Annotated in this window: 19 protein-coding genes; 6 read left to right on the top strand and 13 right to left on the bottom strand. The window is 68.8% G+C overall.

The window, feature by feature from the left end; all coding sequences use genetic code 11:
• Nucleotides 1–13: 13 nt before the first annotated feature.
• Together K2F54_RS08860 and K2F54_RS08855 are read right to left on the bottom strand one after the other, a co-directional pair.
• A complete protein-coding gene (locus tag K2F54_RS08860) occupies nt 14–961 on the bottom strand; it encodes a sugar-binding transcriptional regulator (RefSeq protein ID WP_220605511.1) in 948 nt (315 codons plus the stop codon).
• Nucleotides 962–1,049: 88 nt separating this feature from the next.
• On the bottom strand, nt 1,050–2,276 hold the full coding sequence (locus K2F54_RS08855; protein ID WP_220605510.1) for an MFS transporter: 1,227 nt from the start codon (nt 2,274–2,276) through the stop codon (nt 1,050–1,052).
• A gap of 23 nt (nt 2,277–2,299) precedes the next feature.
• Here K2F54_RS08855 and K2F54_RS08850 point away from each other — a divergent pair, with 23 nt between their 5' ends.
• Nucleotides 2,300–2,983 (top strand): maleylpyruvate isomerase family mycothiol-dependent enzyme, encoded by a 684-nt coding sequence (locus K2F54_RS08850; RefSeq protein WP_220605509.1) that lies wholly within the window; start codon nt 2,300–2,302, stop codon nt 2,981–2,983.
• Here the strand turns inward: K2F54_RS08850 and K2F54_RS08845 are convergent.
• The 4 genes from K2F54_RS08845 to truB all read right to left on the bottom strand — a co-directional run bounded on the left by K2F54_RS08845 (nt 2,980) and on the right by truB (nt 5,851).
• Nucleotides 2,980–3,921, bottom strand: a complete 942-nt coding sequence (locus K2F54_RS08845) for a bifunctional riboflavin kinase/FAD synthetase (protein WP_220605610.1) — start codon at nt 3,919–3,921, stop codon at nt 2,980–2,982. The genes K2F54_RS08850 and K2F54_RS08845 overlap by 4 nt on opposite strands.
• A 20-nt stretch (nt 3,922–3,941) precedes the next feature.
• A complete protein-coding gene (locus K2F54_RS08840; RefSeq protein ID WP_220605508.1) occupies nt 3,942–4,406 on the bottom strand; it encodes a hypothetical protein in 465 nt (154 codons plus the stop codon).
• Between the two features lie 69 nt (nt 4,407–4,475).
• Entirely contained in the window at nt 4,476–4,844 is a 369-nt protein-coding gene (locus tag K2F54_RS08835) for a hypothetical protein (protein ID WP_220605507.1), read from the bottom strand.
• A complete protein-coding gene (truB, locus tag K2F54_RS08830; protein WP_308287584.1) occupies nt 4,841–5,851 on the bottom strand; it encodes a tRNA pseudouridine(55) synthase TruB in 1,011 nt (336 codons plus the stop codon). Before truB ends, K2F54_RS08835 begins: the two co-directional genes overlap by 4 nt.
• A gap of 125 nt (nt 5,852–5,976) precedes the next feature.
• Between truB and K2F54_RS08825 the strand changes: the two genes are divergently transcribed.
• Nucleotides 5,977–6,978, top strand: a complete 1,002-nt coding sequence (locus tag K2F54_RS08825) for a ketopantoate reductase family protein (protein ID WP_220605505.1) — start codon at nt 5,977–5,979, stop codon at nt 6,976–6,978.
• Here the strand turns inward: K2F54_RS08825 and K2F54_RS08820 are convergent.
• The gene (locus K2F54_RS08820) at nt 6,962–7,564 is read right to left on the bottom strand and encodes a nucleoside/nucleotide kinase family protein (protein WP_220605504.1); all 603 of its coding nucleotides are present in this window, start codon (nt 7,562–7,564) and stop codon (nt 6,962–6,964) included. The genes K2F54_RS08825 and K2F54_RS08820 overlap by 17 nt on opposite strands.
• Before the next feature lie 23 nt (nt 7,565–7,587).
• Here K2F54_RS08820 and K2F54_RS08815 point away from each other — a divergent pair, with 23 nt between their 5' ends.
• From K2F54_RS08815 to K2F54_RS08805, 3 genes are read left to right on the top strand one after another with little or no spacing between them, the layout of a single operon-like run.
• Nucleotides 7,588–8,487, top strand: a complete 900-nt coding sequence (locus tag K2F54_RS08815; RefSeq protein WP_220605503.1) for an HhH-GPD family protein — start codon at nt 7,588–7,590, stop codon at nt 8,485–8,487.
• A gap of 34 nt (nt 8,488–8,521) precedes the next feature.
• Complete coding sequence (locus K2F54_RS08810) at nt 8,522–9,793, top strand: D-arabinono-1,4-lactone oxidase (RefSeq protein ID WP_220605502.1); 1,272 nt, start codon at nt 8,522–8,524, stop codon at nt 9,791–9,793.
• Nucleotides 9,786–10,766, top strand: a complete 981-nt coding sequence (locus K2F54_RS08805) for an aldose 1-epimerase family protein (RefSeq protein ID WP_220605501.1) — start codon at nt 9,786–9,788, stop codon at nt 10,764–10,766. Before K2F54_RS08810 ends, K2F54_RS08805 begins: the two co-directional genes overlap by 8 nt.
• Nucleotides 10,767–10,940: 174 nt before the next feature.
• Here the strand turns inward: K2F54_RS08805 and rbfA are convergent, their stop codons facing one another.
• The 4 genes from rbfA to nusA all read right to left on the bottom strand — a co-directional run bounded on the left by rbfA (nt 10,941) and on the right by nusA (nt 15,872).
• On the bottom strand, nt 10,941–11,474 hold the full coding sequence (gene rbfA / locus K2F54_RS08800; protein ID WP_220605500.1) for a 30S ribosome-binding factor RbfA: 534 nt from the start codon (nt 11,472–11,474) through the stop codon (nt 10,941–10,943).
• A gap of 186 nt (nt 11,475–11,660) precedes the next feature.
• Entirely contained in the window at nt 11,661–14,519 is a 2,859-nt protein-coding gene (gene infB / locus K2F54_RS08795) for a translation initiation factor IF-2 (RefSeq protein WP_220605499.1), read from the bottom strand.
• A gap of 76 nt (nt 14,520–14,595) precedes the next feature.
• Entirely contained in the window at nt 14,596–14,853 is a 258-nt protein-coding gene (locus K2F54_RS08790; RefSeq protein WP_110126028.1) for a YlxR family protein, read from the bottom strand.
• Nucleotides 14,854–14,861: 8 nt separating this feature from the next.
• On the bottom strand, nt 14,862–15,872 hold the full coding sequence (gene nusA / locus K2F54_RS08785) for a transcription termination factor NusA (protein ID WP_220605498.1): 1,011 nt from the start codon (nt 15,870–15,872) through the stop codon (nt 14,862–14,864).
• Nucleotides 15,873–16,036: 164 nt separating this feature from the next.
• Between nusA and K2F54_RS08780 the strand changes: the two genes are divergently transcribed.
• A complete protein-coding gene (locus K2F54_RS08780; protein ID WP_220605497.1) occupies nt 16,037–16,870 on the top strand; it encodes a DUF1206 domain-containing protein in 834 nt (277 codons plus the stop codon).
• Between the two features lie 109 nt (nt 16,871–16,979).
• Here the strand turns inward: K2F54_RS08780 and K2F54_RS08775 are convergent, their stop codons facing one another.
• Together K2F54_RS08775 and ispG are read right to left on the bottom strand one after the other, a co-directional pair.
• Nucleotides 16,980–18,749, bottom strand: coding sequence for a proline--tRNA ligase (locus tag K2F54_RS08775; protein WP_255576918.1), 1,770 nt, complete (start codon nt 18,747–18,749; stop codon nt 16,980–16,982).
• 82 nt (nt 18,750–18,831) lie between these two features.
• Entirely contained in the window at nt 18,832–19,992 is a 1,161-nt protein-coding gene (gene ispG / locus K2F54_RS08770) for a flavodoxin-dependent (E)-4-hydroxy-3-methylbut-2-enyl-diphosphate synthase (protein ID WP_220605495.1), read from the bottom strand.
• Between the last annotated feature and the right edge of the window lie 80 nt (nt 19,993–20,072).

The following is a 20,072-nucleotide window of genomic DNA, read 5'->3' as shown; positions in this document are numbered from 1 at the left end:
CGCTCGCGGGCGGTCAGGGCGTCTGGAGCAGAGCCGCGGCCGTGTCTTCGTCGGTGATCAGGACCGTGCACAGGCGGGAGAGCACCACCGAGCGCGCAATGGCGTGCTTGCGTGGACCGGCGATCACCGCGATGGCGGTGGTGGCGCGGCGCAGGTGCTCCAGCGGGATGCCGAAGGTGCGTTCGTTCAGGGCCGGGTCGACGATCTGCCCCGCACTGTCGATGAACCGGCCGACGATGTCGCCGACGGCGCCCTTCCGCACGAGTTCGTCGATCTGGTCGACGGTCAGGTAGCCGCTGTCCACGTGGGCGGAGCCGGCATCCGCCTGCCCGGCGCTGAACAGGTAGGCCGATGCGGCCGACCCCATCTCGAGCACGGCGGTGACCGACCGGTCGGTTGCGATGGCGTGTTTGGTCTCGACGCGTTCCAGGATGGCCGGGCTGGGCAGCAGGGTGAACTGGCCGCCGCCCTTCTGGGCGATGTTCACCGCGGTGGCCGCCGCCGTGCCCGGCCGGGCGTTCAGGCTCACACCCCCGTTGATCTGCACGACGTCGACACCGCTGGCCCAGCCGGGCTTGAGCTGCACGGAGATGTCGTGCAGGGTGCGGCCCCAGCTGATGCCGAGGGTGCGCGGCACCGGGCGGAGCGCGGTGAGGTAGTCGGCTGCGGCCAGCGCGGTGCGCTTGTGCAGATCGGTCTCATCGACGAGGCCGGCCGTGGACACCACGATGGCATCGGTCAGTCCGGTCTTCTCCCGGAGCGCGCGTTCCAGGCCGAGTCTTCTGGCTCGGGGATGCACGATCTCGATGCGGATGAAGCCGTTGGCCTTGGCCTGCGCGAGCAGCCGGCCGACCTTCCACCGGGTGAGCCGGAGGATCGTGCCGATCTCGTCCTGGGTCTTGTCTTCTTCGTAGTACAGCTCTGCCGCCCGAATGGACAGGAGTTCGTCGATGTCGCTCATTCCTGATGCCTTCCCGATGACCCCAGCGTAGGGTTGTGCCCGCATACCGGGCAACACACGTTGGCGATCTTGCTCATATGAGCAGCTGCTAGCTGTGGCGGCGCTCCAGGTCGTCCTCGAGCAGGTGCGGGCGGGCGATCACGGCGCCGGCGACGCTGATGGCCAGCGCCGTGCAGATCAGGAAGATCAACGGTGCCGTCCAGCCGCCGGTGAGCTCGTGCAGCAGGGCCACGCTCAGTGGACCGAGGGCGCCGAGCGTGTACCCGACGCTCTGCACGAACCCGCTGAGAGCCACCGAACCGGCGTGGGTGCGCGTGCGCAGGTTGATCAGCACCAGCACCAGCGGGAAGAGCAGCGGCCCGAGTCCGGCCATGACCACCCACAGCCAGGTCAGCGTGGCCGGCGCCAGCAGCAGGCCCAGGTCGCCGATGAGGAACACGGCGACCCCGAGGTACACCAGCACCGCGACGTTCTTCAGCCGCGCGGTCAGCCAGGGAATCAACAGGGCGCACGGGATGCCCATCGCCGCGTAGACCGACAGCAGCGTTCCGGCCTGGGCCGGGGTCACTCCTGCGGTGTCGATGAGCAGCTGCGGTAACCAGGCGAACATGGCGTAGGCATTCAACGATGATGCCGCGAACACCACGGCGAGGGCCCAGGCGATCGAGGAGCGCCAAATTCGGCCGACCAGGGCCGGTTCGGCCTCCTCGACGATGGCTCCAGGGGTGACCTGCACGCGGTGCCTGACGAACATGGTCAGCCAGGGCACGAGGGCGATGACCACGGGCACGAGCCACATGCCGAGAGACACCCGCCAGCCGGCGGCATCCGCGACCGGCACCGCGATCAGCGGCGGGAACAGGGTGCTCAGCGACAACGTCGTGACGTAGAGGGAGGTGATCAGGCCGACCCGGTCGGGGAAGTACTTCTTCACCAGCGGCGGCAGCAGCACGTTGCCGACGCCGAGCCCGGCGAAGGTGATGACGCTGCCGATCAGCAGGATGGTGAGGGAGCCGGCCAGGCCGCGAGTGAGGTGCCCGATCAGCATCGCGGTGAGCGCGAGCACCAGCACGTTCTCCAGCCCCAGCCGGCGGGTGTACACCGGGGTGAAGATGCCGAAGACCGCGAAGCACACCGGCGGCAGCATGCCGAGCACGCCGATGGCGGTTGAGCTCAGCGGGATGTCGCCGGAGATCTGGCTGACGATGGGCGACATGCCCGCCACCGCGGTGCGCAGGGTGGCGGCGACGAGGATGATGCCGACCAGCGCCAGGGTGCGCCCGGCCCAGAGGGAGCGGGGCGGGGTGGCTGACACTCAGCAAGTCTAGGCTGGACGGCATGGCAGAATTCGCGCGTCACCTCCCCCTGAGCCTGCGGAGCGTCGGGAACGAATCCGGTGTGAACGCGCGGTGGTCAGGGCACGTCGGCGCGACCGTCACGGCCATCGCCGACCTCCTGGCCGAGCTCACCCCCGAGCAGTGGGAGACGGCGAGCCTATGCGGCGGCTGGCGGGTGCGGGATGTGGCCGGTCACCTGGTCTGGCGGCTCGGCAGTAGCAACCGCGAACTGCTCGGCAGCGCCGCCCGCGCGTACCTGGCCGACGTCTGGCACCCCGGCCGCGCCATCGACGCCGTGAGCCGGGCGGCCGCGGAGGCCGAACCCGACGCCCTGATCGCCAGCCTGCGCGAAATCGCGGCCGCCAAGACCGCCGGTGTGGGCCGCGGCGGCATCAGCGAGTTGACCGAGGCCGTGGTGCACGGCCTCGACCTGGCGCGGCCGTTGGGCCTCAACCTGCCCATCCACGCCACCGCCGGCGGGGCCGTGGCGCTGCGGCGCAGCCTCACCGCGCCCACCGAGATCAAGGGCGTGCTGCGCATCCGCCGGCTGGTGGCGACGGATGCCGAGTGGAGCGTCGGCCACGGCGCTCCCCTGCGGGGAACCGCCGCCGAGTTGATCGTGTTCCTGTTCGGTCGCGGCCCGCTGCCGGCGGAAACGGCCGGCATCCCGCCAGAACCGGCCTAGTCGAGGGGGCGGTGCAGGATCGCGCGGGTCTTCACGACATCGTCCTGCATCTGCCGGATCAACGGTTCGATACCGGTGAACGCGACCATGCCACGGATGTGTTCGACGAAGGACACCTCGACGACGTGGTCGTACAGGTCGATCTCCTGATCGAGCACATACGCCTCCACCTGCTTCTGCGCCACACCGTCGAAGGTGGGGTTGTTGCCGATGGAGATGGCGGCCGGGTAGCGCTGACCGTCGTCGGTGAGCCAGCCGGCGTAGACACCGTCGGCGGGGATCAGCCCCTCGGACAGCCTGGAGAGGTTCGCGGTGGGGAAACCGAGTTCGCGGCCCCTGGCCGCGCCGTGCACGACCTCGCCGCGCACCGTCGGGGCGTGCCCGAGCAGCCGGGTGGCGCTGCGTACATCCCCTTCCGCGAGCAGCTCGCGGATCCAGGTGGACGATACCCGGCGCTCCCCCTGCGGCATCACGTCGTCGATCGGTCGCACGTCGAAACCGTACTGCCGGCCGAGAGCAGTGAGCAGCTCGACGTCGCCGGCGCCGCGGGCACCGAACCTGAAGTCCCGGCCGACGGACACGTGCCGCGCGTGCAGGGTGTTCACGAGGATGTCCCGCACGAAATCCTCCGGCGGCAGCGACGACAACGCCGTGTCGAAGGTGAGCAGGAGGGTGGCGTCGAGGCCGGTCTCGGCGAGCAGGTCGAGCTTCTGCTGCACGCTGATCAGCTCGGTCGGGCACCGCTCCGGGTTGAGCAGGGCGAGCGGATGCCGGTCGAAGGTGACCACGACAGCGGCCAGGCCCTCCCGGCGGGCGAGGGTCTTGAGCTCGCCGATGATGGCCCTGTGGCCGGCGTGCACGCCGTCGAACTTGCCGATGCTCACGGCGGAGGCCGGCCACTCTGCCGGCACGTCGTCGAGCCCGTAGAGCACCGTCATGGGCGACTTCGGTGCGGCGGTCATGCGGCGGCACCGTCTCGGGCGGTGCGGGCCGGCGCGTGTCTGGTCAGCCACCACATGCCCAGGATCGGCAACACCAGTGGGATGAACAGGTAGCCGCGGCCATAGAACGACCAGACGGTGTCGTGCGGGAACAGCTCGGGGTCGACCAGGCTGAGGGTGCCGATGACGAGCACACCGAGAAGTTCGAAGCCGATGGTGATCCAGGCCACCCGGTACCAGGCCGCGCCGCGGTTGATCAGGGCGATCGTCGCCACGATGTAGACCACGGCGGCCAGGGCCGACAGGGCATACGCCACGGGGGCCTCGTCGAACTTGCTCACGATCTGCACGAACGAGCGCCCAGTGGCCGCGAGGGCCAGCACGCCGTAGACCGCGATCAGCACACGGCCGATACCGGTCACCCTGGCGGGGGTCTTCGTGCCAGTGGACGTGTCTCCGGAGTCGGTTCGCAGCTCATTCATCGCTCAGTAATTATCGCAGCATCCGCGACCGCCGTGTCGCCGCCGCGGCCGGGCGCGCTCGTCGGCGGATCAGACGCCCTGCACCGTCCAGATCTGCAGCATCCGGTAGACCATCACGGCCACAGACAGGCACACCACACCCAGGATAATGGTGCTCCAGCGGCTGCGTTCGATCAGGGCCCACGCGGCTCCGGCCAGCGGCAGCAGGATGGCGCTGACTAGGTAGGTGTAGAACTCCAGCAGGCTGCCCGTGGCCTGGTTGCCGGTGAACGGCGCCACGATGGCCACCACGAGCTGCACGATCAGCAGCAGTTCGACCAGTGCCGTGGCCCCCATGCTGAGGTCGGTGGGTTTGCGGCCGGCGATGCCCAGGCCCAGGCAGAGGAGGCCTGCGATGATGGCGACACCCAGCTGCAGGTAGGTGAACCACTCGATCACGAGGCGGCCCCTGCCTCGGCGGAGGCGGCCGGTTCGGCCGATGCCTCCGGTTCGGCGGTGTCCGCGGAGTCGGTCGGAGCGGCAGGCGGCGCATCCGGCGGGAAGTTCACGATCGACTTGGCGCGGCCGTCGCGGTATTCGGCCAGGCCGACGAGCCGACCGTGCGGGTCGACCGCGGCGACGGGACCGCCGTCGACGGCGCCGGCCGGCGCGGCGATGCGTTTGCCCTGGCTGAGGTCGATGGCCTGCTGCTCATCCAGGTCGAACCTGTCGAAGAGCCGGCTGGCCGCATCCGCCGGACCGATCATGGCCCGGCCCACGTCGAGCTGGTCGAGCGGGTCGGCGTCAGCGATGCCGAACGGGCCGATGCGGGTGCGGCGGAGGCTCGTGAGGTGCCCGCCGACGCCGAGACCGGCGCCGAGGTCGCGGGCCAGCGCCCGGATGTAGGTGCCGGAGGAGCAGACCACACGCACCTCGAGATCGAGGAAAGCGTCGACCGGGGTGCTGCTGACCAGCTCGAATTCGGTGACCGTGACGGGCCGCGCTGGCAGTTCCACGTCTTCGCCGGCCCGCACCCTGGCGTAGGCACGTTTGCCGTCCACCTTGATGGCGCTCACGGCGCTGGGCCGCTGGCTGATGTCACCGGTGAGCGCGCGGATGCCGGCGGTGATGGCTGTTGCGGCCAGGGCGTCGATCGCGCCGGCGGGCGCGCGGGTGAGCTCCTCCCCCTCGGCGTCGTCCGTGGTCGTCGCGGCACCGAGCCGAATCGTGGCCAGGTATTCCTTGTCGAGGCCCACCACGTAGGTGAGCAACCGGGTGGAGCTGTTGATGCCGAGGATCAGCAGGCCCGTCGCCATCGGGTCGAGGGTGCCGGCGTGGCCGACCTTGCGGGTGTTGGCCAGGCGGCGGGTGCGGGCGACGGCGTCGTGGCTGGTCCAGCCCTGCGGCTTGTCGATCAGTACGAGGCCGCTCGTGGTGCTGCTCGGTTTACGGCGGGGCGCGTTCACTGGGGGTCCTTCGTGGGCTGGGTCAGGCCGTGCTCCTCTGGAAGCACACACATCGAGCTTGCCACGGAACCCGACCACCCCGGGCGCGGAGCACCTCGCGAGAGCGGTGACTCTAGGCTGAGTGCATGCGAATTGCTGTGATCGGTGCCGGCGCCCTCGGCGGAACATTCGCCACTCTGCTCAGCGCGGCGGGCCACGAGATCACCGTCACGGCCCGCGGGGCCGGGCTGGCCGCGATCCGCGACCGGGGCATTCGGCTGGAGGGCGGATTCGGCCAGGCGACGGCGCATCCGCGTGCCCTCGAGCGGCTGGTCGAGACACCCGATCTGGCCCTGGTCTGCACCAAGGCGCAGGATGCCGAGGCGGCCATCAGCGAGAACGCGGCCGTGCTCGACGGGGCGGCGGTCATCGTCATCCAGAACGGCCTCGACGGTGTCGACACCGCCAGGCGGTTGCTGCCGCGCTCGGACTGCTTCGGCGCGCTGTCGATCATCGCCGCCAACTACACCGAGCCCGGCCTGGTCACCGTCACGACGGCGGCGCCCACCTACCTCGGCCGCGGCGCCGGAGCGGCCGATGCGGCCACCCGCCGCTGGCAGGGCGTGCTCGCGGAGGCCGTTCCCTGCGTTGTCATCGACAATTTCGTGGGCGCCCAGTGGACCAAGCTCGTGGTGAACATGCTCAATGCCCTGCCGGCGATCACCGGGCTGAGCGTTCAGGCCGTCGTCGCCGATCGGGGTCTGCGCCGCGTGATGACCCTGAGTATGCGTGAAGCCGTGCGGGTCGGCATCCGCCGCGGCATCCGCTTCGGCGCCATGCAGGCCCTGGGCGACCGCCGACTGCGGCTGTTCTCGCTGGCGCCGGCCTGGGCCGGTCAGGTGCTGCCGCTGAGGATGCGCGCCCGTATGGGCGATGTGCCCAACCTGGGTTCGACCCTGCAGAGCGTCACCCGCGGCCAGCGCACCGAGGTCGACTACCTCAACGGCGCCGTGGTGCGTGAGGGCGGTGTCGCCGGCGTGCCGACGCCGGTGAACGCGCTGCTCACCGCTTTGGTGCACGAGGTGGAGGAACGGGGCACGTTCTACCGGCCGGAGCAGGTGCTGGCGCGGTTCAGCAGGAGTCGCTGAAGACCCGCTGCGGCTGGTGCCTCTCGCTGAGGTCGATCACCGCAGACGCCACCTGGCGGGGGCGTTCCTCTTTCTGGTAGAGGTAATCGGCCTCAGAGGTCGCTTCGCTCTCCAGCAGGATCCGGTAATTCCAGCCGTCCCGCAACTCACTGCGCAGGGCGAACTCGCCGTCGATCACGAGGAAGGCATCCGTCGGGGCGGTCGTCCAGGTGGGCTCGATCCAGGTATCCCGGTCGGGGTCGAAAACCTGGGTGACGAACGCGGTGCTTCCGCCCAGCCGGAACGGTTCGAGCAGCACCCGGCGCAGCGAGGAATAGTCGTAGCCGTGCCGGTAGAAACGCTCGGGCGTCTCAGGCCCGAACTCGGACTGCCCATCCCTGGAGCGCTGGAAGTACCGCAGTGACGCCCGGAACGCCGGCTTCTCGGCCTCGTCGAACACTGCCGCCAGGTCGTCGGCGAAGGCGGTGCGGGCGGCGTGGTCCGCGCCGTCCACGGCCACGATCACCCGGCCCCGACCGTTCAGGTTGAGGATCTCGGCCGCGAGGGTACGTAGGTACTCGACGCGCGGGGTGGAAACGAGCTTCATGAATCGAGCCTAGGTTAGAACGGATGAACGTCACAGCCCGGAGCGTCTCCCCCGACCTCAGCCACACCATCAGCGCCTGGTTCGGCGAGAATGCCCGCGACCTGCCGTGGCGGCGCGACGGCTTCAGCGCCTGGGGCACCCTGGTGAGCGAGTTCATGCTGCAGCAGACGCCGGTCAGTCGGGTGATTCCCCGCCTGACCGAGTGGTTGGAGCGTTGGCCGGCGCCGGCCGACCTTGCCGCGGTGCCACCTGGCGAGGCCGTGCGGGCGTGGTCCAGCCTGGGCTACCCCAGGCGGGCGCTGTGGCTGCACGCCGCCGCCGTGCAGATCACCGAGCGGCACGGCGGGGTTGTGCCTGAGGACATCGACGAACTGCTGGCCCTCACCGGCATCGGCGACTACACGGCCAGGGCGGTGGCCGCCTTCGCGTTCGGCCACAGGCATCCGGTGGTCGACACCAATACCCGCCGGGTGATCGCCAGGGCCGTAGGCGGGCAGGGCGAACCGGCGCCGCCCAGCCGCGCCCGCGATCTCGACGCGATGTCGGCGCTACTGCCGCAGGAGCCCGTCGCTGCCGCCGTGTTCAACGCGGCGATCATGGAGCTGGGCGCCGTGGTGTGCACCAGCCGCAGCCCGCGCTGCGAGGCCTGCCCCATTCGGGATGCCTGCGCCTGGCGCGCGGACGGGTACCCGCAGTACACCGGACCGAAGAAGGCGGTGCAGAAGAAGTTCGAGGGCAGCGACCGGCAGGTGCGCGGCCTGATCATGGCCGAGCTGCGCGCCACCCATCACCCGGTGACCCGTGCCGAGATCGACGGGCTGTGGGCTGAACCCGTGCAACTCGAACGCGCTCTGGCCGGGCTGCTGAGCGACGGCCTCGCTGTCACCGTCGAGGCGGGGATGTACGCTCTTTCGCAGGGGTGACAACCCCGCGCATACTCCGAGAGAAGTGGTTTCGATGAAGAACTGGGCCGGCAACGTCGAGTACTCGACACACGACGTGAGGCATCCCACCACTCCGGCCGAGGTGGCGGAGATCGTGGCCGCGGTGGACGCCGCTGACGGACAGCTCAAGGCCCTGGGTTCCCGGCACTCGTTCTCCCTCATCGCCGACACGGCCGGCACCCTCGTGGCGCTGGACGAGCTGGTGGTCGAGCCGACCCTGCAGCTCGGCGACGACGGCGTCGCCGTCAGCGTTCGGGTGGGTGCCGGCAGCACCTACGCCCAGGTCGGCGCGTTCCTCGCCGCCAACGACCTGGCTCTGCCCAACCTCGCCTCCCTGCCACACATTTCCGTGGCCGGAGCAGTGCAGACCGGCACACACGGTTCGGGAGTGCGCAACGGCTCGCTCGCCTCGTCGGTTCTGGCGCTGGAGATCGTGCGAGCCTCCGGGCAGCTGGAGATCGTGCGTGAGCACGACCCGGACTTTGCCGCATCCGTGGTGGGACTCGGCGCCCTCGGCATCGTCACCGCGGTCACCCTGAGGGTGCAGCCGCACTTCGAGGTCGCTCAACACGTGCACGAGGGTCTGCCGTGGGCGGCCGCCCTGTCGAACTGGTCGGCGATCATGTCCGGCGGCTACAGCGTCAGCGTGTTCACCACCTTCCAGGGCGAGAACACCCACCAGATCTGGTCGAAGCGCCGGCCGGACGTGGACGGGCCAGAGGTCGACCTGGTCGCCCTCGGCGCCACAGAGGCCAGCGTGACCGTGCACCCCCTGCCCGGTGTCGCCGCTGACAGTGTCACCGCCCAGCTGCGCGAACCCGGCCCCTGGAACGAACGTCTCGCGCACTTCCGGAGCGAGTTCCAGCCCAGCCACGGCGAGGAGATCCAGTCCGAGTACCTGATTCCCGCCGAGCACGCCGTCGCGGCGATCACGGCGCTCCGCGCCATCGGCGACCGGATCGCCCCGCTGCTGCACGTCTCCGAGCTGCGCAGCGTCGCCGCCGACACCGCCTGGCTCAGCCCGAGCTACGCCCGCGACTCGCTCGCCATCCATTTCACCTGGAAGCCGCTGCCCGAGGCCATCCTGGCCGTGCTGCCCCTGATCGAACACACCCTCGAGCCCTTCGCGCCGCGCCCGCACTGGGGCAAGGTCGCCACGATGTCCCCGGCGGGCCTCGCCAGGGCATACCCCCGTCTGGGCGATTTCGCGGCGCACGTGCGCCGGGTCGACCCGGCCGGCCGGTTCATGAACCCCTACCTGAAACGAGTGCTGCCCCATGACTGACGCCGCCGTCACCACCGACACCGATCTGACCGGCACCGGCGCGGATGCGTCCGTGCTGCCCCTCTCCGGCCTGCAGTACACGATCAGCCACGGTGACTACTCCGCCACGATCGCCAGCATCGGCGCGAGCCTGCGTCGGTTCACCTGGCAGGGTCGCGATCTGGTGGTGCCGTTCGACGTGGACGAGGTGCGCCCCGGCTACCGTGGCGCCGTGCTGGCGCCCTGGCCGAACCGGGTCGTCGACGGAAGCTACACCTTCGACGGCGTCGCCTACCAGCTACCCCTCACCGAGCCCAGCCGCTCGCACGCCCTGCACGGCCTGGTCTGCTGGGCGGACTGGTCGCTCGAAGCCCGCACCACCGACGCGGTGACACTGCGCACCACCATCGTGCCCAGCGATGGTTACCCGCATCGGGTCACGGTTGGGGTCACCTACCGCCTCGACGATGACGGCCTGACCAGCAGGGTCACCGCCGACAACCTCGGCGCCACCACCGCCCCGTACGGCACGGGCCCGCACCCCTACCTCGTCGCCGGCCCAGGCTCCGTCGACGACTGGACGCTGCAGTTCCCGGCCGACAGCTACCTCACGGTGACGCCGGAGAGGCTCAGCCCGGTGGCGGTGGCCTCGGTCGATTCCACCCCCGAGTTCGATTTCCGCGCTCCCCGGCTGATCGGTGACACCTTCATCGATCACGCCTTCACCGCCATCGCCAGAGACGCGGATGGCGAGGCGAGCGTCACAGTGACCAGCCCGGTCGGTACCGGGGTGCGCATGAGCTTCGGCGCCGAGCTGCCCTGGCTGCAGGTGCACACCGCCGACCGGCCGGCACCGGAGCCCAGCCGCATCGGCCTGGCCGTCGAACCGATGACCTGCCCACCGGATGCCTTCTCCACCGGCGAGGACCTGGTTCGTCTGGCCCCCGGAGCCTCCCACTCCGCCAGCTGGACCATCGCGGCAACCGAGGCCTGACCCCAACTGCCGCCGGCCGGTAGCGAGAACGCGCCCGCGACATCCGCCGAACGCCCCTTTCATAAGCGCTGAAGGGGCACTTCGCGGCAACTCGCGGGAACATCGCACCCCGAGATGACGCAGAAGACCCCGTGACGAGTCGTCAAGGGGCCTTCTGCGGCAGGTCGCGAGTGGTTACTGCGCGTCGGGCTCTGTGTCCGCGACGTGACGGCCGGTGCGGGCCGGGGCGGCAGGCGCCTCGTCCTCGTCGGTGTCGTCGTCCTCGACGTCGTCGTCCTCGTCTGCCCATTCGCGGGGCTTGACGTACGGGTCTTCGTCGCCGGCGTAGACGGCGGCACGGGCCATCTCTTCAACCTGGGTGTCGCGTTCGCGGGCCTCGCGCAGCAGGTCGTCGATGAGGGCGGCGTTCTCCGGGATGCCGTCTGCGATGAATTCGATGGACGGCGTGAGCCTGGCGGTGATGTTCTTGCCGACCTCGCTGCGCATCATTCCGGTGGCGGCCTTGAGCGCCGCGGCGCTGTCCTTGCGCTCCTCGTCGGAGCCGTAGACCGTGTAGAACACCGAGGCGTGCTGCAGGTCGCCGGTGACCTTGACGTCGGTGATGGTCACGAAGCCGAGCCTCGGGTCGCGGATGCCGCGTTCGAGCCGCTTGGCCACGATGACCTTGATGCGGTCCGCCATCTTCCTAGCGCGTGCCGGATCTACCATGTCGAACTCCTAGTTTGTGGGTACTTCAATAGCTCTTAAGCCCTCCCCCACCATCGATTGACGGATGATGTCTCGGGGAGTGTGGGTCGTAGCTTGATCCCCCTAAAAAGGGAATCGGGGTAGGGGTCCCCGCTCTCTTCCCTTTTTAGGGGGATCAAGCGGAGACCCCGTACCACCGAGAGGTTATTAACCTCTCGGCTTTTCCTTCAATTCGATCGTCTCGATCTCATCGCCGATCTGAATGTCATTGAACTTACCCAGTCCAATACCCGCCTCGAAGTCCGTACGGACCTCGGTGACGTCATCCTTGAAGCGACGCAGCGATTCGATGGCCAGGTTGTCGCCCACGACGATGCCGTCGCGGATGACCCGCGCCTTGGCGTTTCGCGTGATCGTTCCCGAACGCACGATGACACCGGCGACGTTTCCGAACTTGGACGAGCTGAAGACCTCGCGGATCTCGGCGACACCACTCTGCACCTCTTCGAACTCGGGCTTGAGCATTCCGGTGAGGGAAGACTCGATGTCCTCGAGCGCGTTGTAGATGACGGAGTAGAAGCGCACGTCCACGCCTTCACGAGCCGCACGTTCGCGCGCCTTCGTGTCGGGGCGAACGTTGAAGCCGATGATGATGGCGTTGTCGACGGTGGCGAGGTTGACGTCGCTCTCCGTGACCGCACCGACACCGCGGTGGATGATGCGCAGCTGAACGGAGTCGTCGACCTCGATCTTGAGCAGCGATTCTTCCAGCGCCTCAACGGCACCGGACACGTCACCCTTGATGATGAGGTTGAGCGATTCGACCTTGCCCTCTTCGAGTGCACGGGTGAAGTCCTCGAGGCTGATGCGCTTGCGGGCCTTGGCCAGCAGGGCGTTGCGCTCGGCGGCTTCGCGCTTCTCGGCGATCTGACGCGCGGTGCGGTCTTCCTCAATGACGAGGAAGGTGTCACCGGCGCGGGGAACGCTCGAGAGGCCCTGCACCTGAACGGCACGGGACGGCACGGCGGCGAGAACGGAGTTGCCGTTTTCGTCGGCCATGGCACGAACACGTCCGTAGGCGGTACCGGCGACGATCGAGTCACCGACCCTCAGCGTTCCGGACTGGATCAGCACAGTAGCGACAGCACCGCGGCCCTTGTCGAGCTTGGCCTCGATGGCCACACCGCGGGCATCCTTGTTCGGGTTGGCGCGCATGTCGAGTCCGGCGTCTGCGGTGAGCAGAACGGCGTCCAGAACTTCCTGGATGCCGACCTTGTTCCGAGCAGACACGTCGACGAACATGACGTCTCCGCCGTACTCTTCGGCGACGAGGCCGAATTCGGTGAGCTGCTGGCGCACCTTCTGCGGGTTGGCGCCTTCCTTGTCGATCTTGTTCACTGCGACCACGATCGGCACGTTGGCGGCCTGCGCGTGGTTGAGCGCCTCAATCGTCTGCGGCATGATGCCGTCATCGGCGGCGACCACGAGGATCGCGATGTCGGTGACCTGCGCACCACGAGCACGCATGGCGGTGAACGCCTCGTGACCGGGGGTGTCGATGAAGGTGATGGCACGTTCGATGCCCTCGTGCTCGGTGACGACCTGGTAGGCACCGATGTGCTGGGTGATGCCACCGGCTTCGCCCGCTGCCACCTTGGCGTTACGGATGGCGTCGAGCAGCGCGGTCTTACCATGGTCGACGTGACCCATGACCGTGACGACGGGAGGACGGACTTCGAGCTCTTCGTCGGTCTCGTCGGCCAGTTCCTGGTCGATGTCGATGTCGAAGGCGAGCAGCAGTTCGCGGTCCTCGTCGTCGGGCGAGACCATCTGGATCTTGTAACCCAGCTCGCTGCCCAGCACGTCGAAGGTGGCCTCGTCGAGCGACTCGGTTGCCGTTGCCATCTCACCGAGGTGGAACAGCACGGTGACCAGGTTGCCCGGGCTCGCGTCGATCTTGTCGGCGAAGTCCGTGATCGAGGCACCGCGGCGCAGACGCACAACGGTTCCGCCGTCGCCGCGGGGGACGCTGACGCCACCCAGCGACGGGGCCTCGCGCAGCTCGAACTCGGCCCTCTTGGTCCGCTTCGACTTGCGTGCCTTGTTCTTGCCGCCTCCGCGACCGAACGCACCAGCGGTTCCACCACCGGGGCCACGGCCACGACCGCCTGCGCCGCCGCCACCGGCGGGGCGGGGCGGGCCGAAGCCGGGAGCACCGGCAGGTGCACCTGGACGGGTGAAGCCGGGGCGTGCGCCACCGGCGCCGCCCGGAGCGCCACCGGGGCGCTGGAAGCCACCCGGACGCTGGCCGAAGCCGGTCGGGCGGGGTGCCTGGCCGGGTCCACCCGGACGCGGGGCGCCGGGGCGGGGTGCGGCAGGGCGCGGGATGTTGCTGGGCGAGGCGGAGGACGGCGGACGCTGTCCCATGCCCTGCGCGCTCGCGAACGGGTTGTTGCCCGGACGCGGGGTGGGGGTCTTGCCCATGCCCTGGTTGCTGGCGAACGGGTTGTTACCCGGACGAGCTCCCGGACGCGGGACGGTTCCACCCGGCTTGGCGGCCGGAGCAGCGTCGCCGTCGGCCTTGGCGGCCGGCTTGGCCGCGTCGGGGGTGGTCTCGGTGCTCGTGCTGGCGGGCGCCTCTGCGGCGGCCTTCTCGGTCGCAGCGGCCTTTTCGGCTGCTGCGGCCTTCTCGGCTGCTGCGGCCTGACGCTCCGCTACGGTGAGCGGCGCGGCGGGCATGGGCGGGGCATCCGCTGCGGGAGCCTCGACGACGGGTGCGGGCACCGGTGCGGCGGGACGTGCGGGGGACGGACGTGCGCCACCGGGCTTGGCCGACGTCGCCGGCTTCGCGGCGGCGGCGGGTGCCGCGGGGGTCGCAGCTGCGGCACCGCCGGTGGCGGCCCCATCGGCCTCGAGTGCTGCACGCAGACGGCGCGCAACGGGGGGCTCAACGCTACTGGACGGTCCCTTGACGAACTCGCCCATTTCTTTCAATTTAGCAAGGGCTACCTTGCTGTCGACACCGAGCTCAGTTGCGATCTCGTGTACGCGTGGTTTCGCAGCCACAATTCTCCTGTTCCGGGCCTGCACCCGGAAAGGGGCAGGCCGTTAGTAACGGACGGGTCTCATTTCGAGCCGCTCATTAGTTATCCATTAGCCAAGTCAGCCTGTTCTCTAGTTGATTTGCGTCCAGGGGGCTGGTCACGCGGAGGGCACGCCCAAAAGCGCGCCTCTTTACGGCCTCCTGGAAGCACGCGATGGTGGGATGAATCCACGCACCTCGCCCAGGCAGGGTGGCGGTCTCATCGACCACCAGCAGCGAATTCTGGGCGACAACCCTCAGAAGAGAGGATCGCGAGGCGCGGGAACGGCATCCAATGCACGTTCTAACGGGATCCATCGTACCCCCTATTCGTCATCCTCCAGAATGCTGTCCGGCTGGATGTCGATTTTGGCACCGGTCAGCTTGGCGGCGAGGCGGGCATTCTGGCCCTCCTTGCCGATCGCGAGCGACAGCTGGTAGTCGGGAACCAGGGCCCGCACCGCCTTGATCGACTCGTCGATGACGTAGGAGCTGGTGACCTTGGCCGGGGAGAGGGCGCTGGCCACGAAGGTGGCCAGGTCTGGCGAGTAGTCGACGATGTCGATCTTCTCGTTGTTGAGCTCCACGGTCACCGCGCGAACGCGCTGGCCGAGCTCGCCGATGCAGGCGCCCTTGGCGTTGACGCCGGGCTCGGTGGCGCGCACGGCCATCTTGGTGCGGTGGCCGGCCTCGCGGGCCAGCGACACGATCTCCACGACGCCGCTGGCGATCTCGGGGACCTCCAGGGCGAACAGTCGACGCACCAGCGACGGGTGGGTGCGCGAGACGGTGATCTGCGGGCCCTTCATGCCGCGGCCGACGGCCGTGACGTACACCCGGATGCGTGCACCGTGCACGTAGCTTTCGCCCGGCACCTGCTCTTCTGGGGGAAGGATCGCCTCGATGGTGCCGAGGTCGACGTGAATCATGCGGGGGTTGGGCCCCTGCTGGATCACGCCGGCGACGATCTCGCCTTCGCGACCCTTGAATTCGCCAAGCACCGCGTCATCCGCGATGTCGCGCAGACGCTGGTTAATGACCTGCTTGGCCGCGAATGCGGCAATACGACCGAAGTCGTCTGGGTTGTCAACGGCTTCGCCGATGATATTGCCCTCGTCGTCGCGCTCAGGAATGTAAATGTCGACGTGACCGGACTTGCGGTCGAGTACGACGCGAGCTCCGGGTTCTTCTTCCGCAGCCTGCTTCAGTGGCTCACCCTGGTGGGTGTGCTTGAGGTAGGCCGTCAGAATTGCTTGCTCGATGATCTGCACGAGTTCCTCAAAGGGAATCTCTTTCTCGCGCTCCATCAGCCGCAACACGCTGAGGTCGATGTCCATGGCCGGCCTCCTCTATTCAGATCTTGCCGCCGCGAAACCGCGCAGCGGGCTTCTCCCTACGGTACCGGAATCCCGCGGTGCCCGTCACCCGTACGGTGCCACTAGCGGCGACTCACCAGCCGCATTCTGGCGGTTGCGCGGGCCCGCACGGTTACGATAACCCGATGAACACTCGATCCTCGGCAGAGTCCGGCGCGCAATCGGCCGGCCGCGCAGCCCAAAGCGCCGGCAACAACCCGCATTTGAAGACCCTGGCCAAGGTGGGTTACGCCGTCAACGGGCTGCTGCACGCCCTGATCGGCGCCATCGCGATCGGCCTCGCCGTCGGTGCGGGCGGCGAGAGCGCCGACCAGTCCGGCGCGCTCGGCCAGCTCGCCCAGTCCCCCGGTGGCGTGTTCGTGATCTGGACCATCGTCGTCGGGCTCACCGCCCTCGGCCTGTGGCAGCTGCTGCAGGCGTTCCTGGTGCCAGGCAGCGACCCGAAGAAGGTCTGGGCTCACCGGCTGAAGGAGATCGGCAAGGGCGTGGCGTACCTGTTCGTGGCCGGCACGGCCCTGACGGTGGCGCTGACGGGGTCTGCGGACTCGTCGGGCAGCACGTCGTCGGCCAGCGCATCCGTGCTCGCCCTGCCCGGCGGGCCGGTGCTGCTCGTGATCGCCGGACTGGCCGTTCTGGCGATTGGCGGCTACTTCGTCTACAAGGGTGTGGCGAAGACCTTCACCGAAGACCTGGCCGTGCCGACTGGCACGCTGGGCCGGGTCACGGTGGGGCTGGGCGTGGCCGGGTACATCGCCAAGGGCATCGCCGTCGGCGTTGTCGGCATCCTGGTGATCGTGGCCGGCTTCACGGTCGACCCGAGTCAGTCCACCGGGCTCGACGGTGCGCTGCGCTCGCTTGCCGCACTGCCGTTCGGCGTGGCCATCCTGGTGCTCGTCGGTCTGGGCCTGATCGCGTACGGCCTGTACTGCCTCTTCCGGGCCCGGTTCGCCCGCCTCTGACTACGGGCGCGAGGCGACCAGACATTGGTCGAGCTTGTCGAGACCCCGCACGAGGTCTACTTCGACAGGCTCAGCACGGCGTCGACAAGCTCGACCAGCGAGCGAGCGGTCAGGCGAAGTGCGCGGCCAGCTCGGTGACGGCCACCTGGGTGCGCTCGCCAGAGCGGCGGTCCCACAGTTCCACGATGCCGTCGGCCGCGCCGCGGCCCACGATCACGATGGTGGGGATGCCGATCAGTTCGGCGTCACCGAACTTCACGCCGGGCGACACCTTGCGGCGGTCGTCGTAGAGCACGTCGCGGCCGGAGGCCTCGACCATGGCGGTCACGGCTTCGCTGGTCTCGAAGACGATCTCGTCGCGACCGGTGGCGATCACGTGCACGTCGAACGGGGCAACCGCCTCCGGCCAGATCAGGCCCTTGGCATCGTTGTTGAGTTCGGCGATCACGGCCAGCGCGCGGGTGACGCCGATGCCGTACGAACCCATGGTGACGGTGGCGAGCTTGCCGTTCTCGTCGAGCACCTTGAGCCCCAGCGCCTCGGCGTACTTGCGGCCGAGCTGGAACACGTGACCGATCTCCATGCCGCGGGCCAGTTCCACCGGGCCAGAGCCGTCGGGGGCGGGGTCACCCGCGCGCACCTCTGCGGCTTCGACGGTGCCGTCGGCGATGAAGTCGCGCCCGGCGACGAGTCCGAAGACGTGCCGGCCGGCCTCGTTGGCGCCGGTGATCCACTCGGTGCCGTCGACCACGCGCGGGTCGACGAGGTATCGGATGCCCGTGGCCGACTTCTCGCCCAGCATCGCGCCGGCCGCGGCCCACGGGCCGATGTAGCCCTTGACCAGGCCGGGGCGGCCCTCGATCTTGTTGAGCTTGGCGAAGTCGCCGTCATTGGCGGCCTCCACCTCGGCGGGAGCGACGGCCACCTCGACGCGCTTGAGGTCGACCTCACGGTCGCCCGGCAGGCCGATGACCACGATCTCGCGGGTGCCGTCCGGCTGCACGAGAGCGAGCACGACGTTCTTGAGCGTGTCCGCTCCCGTCCACTCGCGACCGTCGGGGCGCGGGTGGTTGGTGTTGGCCGAGTCGACCAGGGTCTGGATGGTGGGGGTGTCCGGGGTGTCGTGCACCTCGGCGGCCGGGACGCCGGTGAAGTCGATGGCCTCAGGAACCAGGGTGCGGAACGCCTCGACGTTGGCCGCGTAGCCGGCGTCGTTGCGCACGAAGGTGTCTTCGCCGACCGGGGTGGGGTGCAGGAACTCTTCGCTCTTGGACCCGCCCATGGCACCGGCATCCGCCTGCACCACAACGTACTCGAGGCCGAGGCGGGTGAAGATGCGCTCGTAGGCGTCGCGCTGGGCCTGGTAGCTCAGGTCGAGTCCGGCGTCGCTGATGTCGAAGGAGTAGGCGTCCTTCATGGTGAACTCGCGGCCACGCAGCAGGCCACCGCGGGAACGGGCCTCGTCGCGGTACTTGTCCTGGATCTGGAAGATCGACAGCGGCAGGTCCTTGTAGCTGTTGTACAGGTCCTTCACCATGAGGGTGAAGACCTCTTCGTGGGTGGGGGCCAGCAGCAGGTCGCTGCCCTTGCGGTCCTGCAGGCGGAACAGGCCGTCGCCGTATTCCTCCCAGCGGCCGGTGACCTCGTAGGGTTCACGCGGCAGCAGCGCCGGGAAGTGCACCTCGAAGGCGCCGGCTGCGGCCATCTCCTCGCGGATGATGGTCTCGATCTTCGCCTTGACCTTGAGGCCAAGCGGCAGCCAGGCGAAGATGCCAGGAGCCTGACGGCGGATGTAGCCGGCCCGCACGAGCAGGCGGTGGCTGGTGACCTCGGCATCAGAGGGGTCTTCGCGAAGGGTTCGGAGGAAGTAGTTCGACATACGAATAGGCACGCACCTACTTTACGGCGCGCGCCGGTCGCCCGTCGGCGCGCGGCATCTCACCGCCCGCGGCGAGATCTCGCTAGCGGGAGCCGACCGTGACCACGGGGGCGCCGAGGCTGTCTTCGCTCGGCGGCATCTCGGCGGCCATGCGGTTGGCCTCCTCGATCAGGGTCTGCACGATCTCGGACTCCGGCACGGTCTTGATGACCTCGCCGCGCACGAAGATCTGGCCCTTGCCATTGCCGGATGCCACGCCCAGGTCCGCATCGCGGGCCTCGCCCGGTCCGTTGACGACGCAGCCCATCACGGCCACGCGCAGCGGCACGGTCATGCCCTCGAGACCGTCGGTGACGTCGTTGGCGAGCTTGTAGACATCCACCTGGGCCCGGCCGCAGCTGGGGCAGGAGACGATCTCGAGCTTGCGCTCGCGCAGGTTCAGCGACTGCAGGATCTGCAGACCCACCTTGATCTCTTCGGCCGGCGGTGCCGACAGCGACACCCGGATGGTGTCGCCGATGCCCTCGCCGAGCAGGATTCCGAACGCCGTGGCGCTCTTGATGGTGCCCTGGAAGGACGGGCCGGCCTCGGTCACACCGAGGTGCAACGGCCAGTCGCCGCGCTCGGCGAGCATCCGGTAGGCCTTGACCATGACCACAGGGTCGTTGTGCTTGACCGAGATCTTGAAGTCGTGGAAGTCGTGCTCTTCGAACAGGCTGGCTTCCCAGACGGCGCTCTCGACGAGGGCCTCCGCGGTGGCCTTGCCGTACTTCTGCAGCAGGCTGGGCTCAAGCGAACCGGCGTTGACGCCGATGCGGATGGAGACGTCGGCGGCCTTCGCGGCGGCGGCGATCTTGCCGACCTGGTCGTCGAACTTGCGGATGTTGCCCGGGTTCACCCGCACGGCCGCGCAGCCGGCGTCGATGGCCTGATACACGTAGCTCGGCTGGAAGTGGATGTCGGCGATCACCGGGATCTGGCTCTTCTTGGCAATGATCGGCAGCGCCTCGGCGTCGTCACGGCTCGGTACGGCGACGCGCACGATGTCACAGCCGGAGGCGGTGAGCTCGGCGATCTGCTGCAGAGTCGCGTTGATGTTCGTTGTCGGCGTCGTCGTCATCGATTGCACGCTGACCTGCGCGTCTCCGCCGACAAGGACCTTGCCGACCTTGATCTGGCGGGACTTGCGTCGGGGAGCGAGGATTACGGGGACTTTGGGCGTACCCAGGTTTATAGCGGCCACGGATGTAGCTTACGCGTCGTCGATCCAGTGAAGCTGAACCCTTCCCGAACGGTTTGCCGCCGCGCCGGATCAGCCCGCGC

Origin of the sequence: Cryobacterium inferilacus, assembly GCF_019599185.1 — a bacterium.
GTDB lineage: Bacteria > Actinomycetota > Actinomycetes > Actinomycetales > Microbacteriaceae > Cryobacterium > Cryobacterium inferilacus.
This window is presented reverse-complemented; position numbering and strand designations above follow the sequence as displayed.

Excerpts from the sequence above, each read along its gene's own strand:
- K2F54_RS08860 (WP_220605511.1), bottom strand. The coding sequence starts at position 961 with ATGAGCGACATCGACGAACTCCTGTCCATTCGGGCGGCAGAGCTGTAC.
- K2F54_RS08850 (WP_220605509.1), top strand. The coding sequence starts at position 2,300 with ATGGCAGAATTCGCGCGTCACCTCCCCCTGAGCCTGCGGAGCGTCGGG.
- K2F54_RS08845 (WP_220605610.1), bottom strand. The coding sequence starts at position 3,921 with ATGACGGTGCTCTACGGGCTCGACGACGTGCCGGCAGAGTGGCCGGCC.
- K2F54_RS08840 (WP_220605508.1), bottom strand. The coding sequence starts at position 4,406 with ATGAATGAGCTGCGAACCGACTCCGGAGACACGTCCACTGGCACGAAG.
- K2F54_RS08825 (WP_220605505.1), top strand. The coding sequence starts at position 5,977 with ATGCGAATTGCTGTGATCGGTGCCGGCGCCCTCGGCGGAACATTCGCC.
- K2F54_RS08820 (WP_220605504.1), bottom strand. The coding sequence starts at position 7,564 with ATGAAGCTCGTTTCCACCCCGCGCGTCGAGTACCTACGTACCCTCGCG.
- K2F54_RS08815 (WP_220605503.1), top strand. The coding sequence starts at position 7,588 with ATGAACGTCACAGCCCGGAGCGTCTCCCCCGACCTCAGCCACACCATC.
- K2F54_RS08810 (WP_220605502.1), top strand. The coding sequence starts at position 8,522 with ATGAAGAACTGGGCCGGCAACGTCGAGTACTCGACACACGACGTGAGG.
- K2F54_RS08805 (WP_220605501.1), top strand. The coding sequence starts at position 9,786 with ATGACTGACGCCGCCGTCACCACCGACACCGATCTGACCGGCACCGGC.
- rbfA (WP_220605500.1), bottom strand. The coding sequence starts at position 11,474 with ATGGTAGATCCGGCACGCGCTAGGAAGATGGCGGACCGCATCAAGGTC.
- K2F54_RS08790 (WP_110126028.1), bottom strand. The coding sequence starts at position 14,853 with ATGGATCCCGTTAGAACGTGCATTGGATGCCGTTCCCGCGCCTCGCGA.
- nusA (WP_220605498.1), bottom strand. The coding sequence starts at position 15,872 with ATGGACATCGACCTCAGCGTGTTGCGGCTGATGGAGCGCGAGAAAGAG.
- K2F54_RS08780 (WP_220605497.1), top strand. The coding sequence starts at position 16,037 with ATGAACACTCGATCCTCGGCAGAGTCCGGCGCGCAATCGGCCGGCCGC.
- K2F54_RS08775 (WP_255576918.1), bottom strand. The coding sequence starts at position 18,749 with ATGTCGAACTACTTCCTCCGAACCCTTCGCGAAGACCCCTCTGATGCC.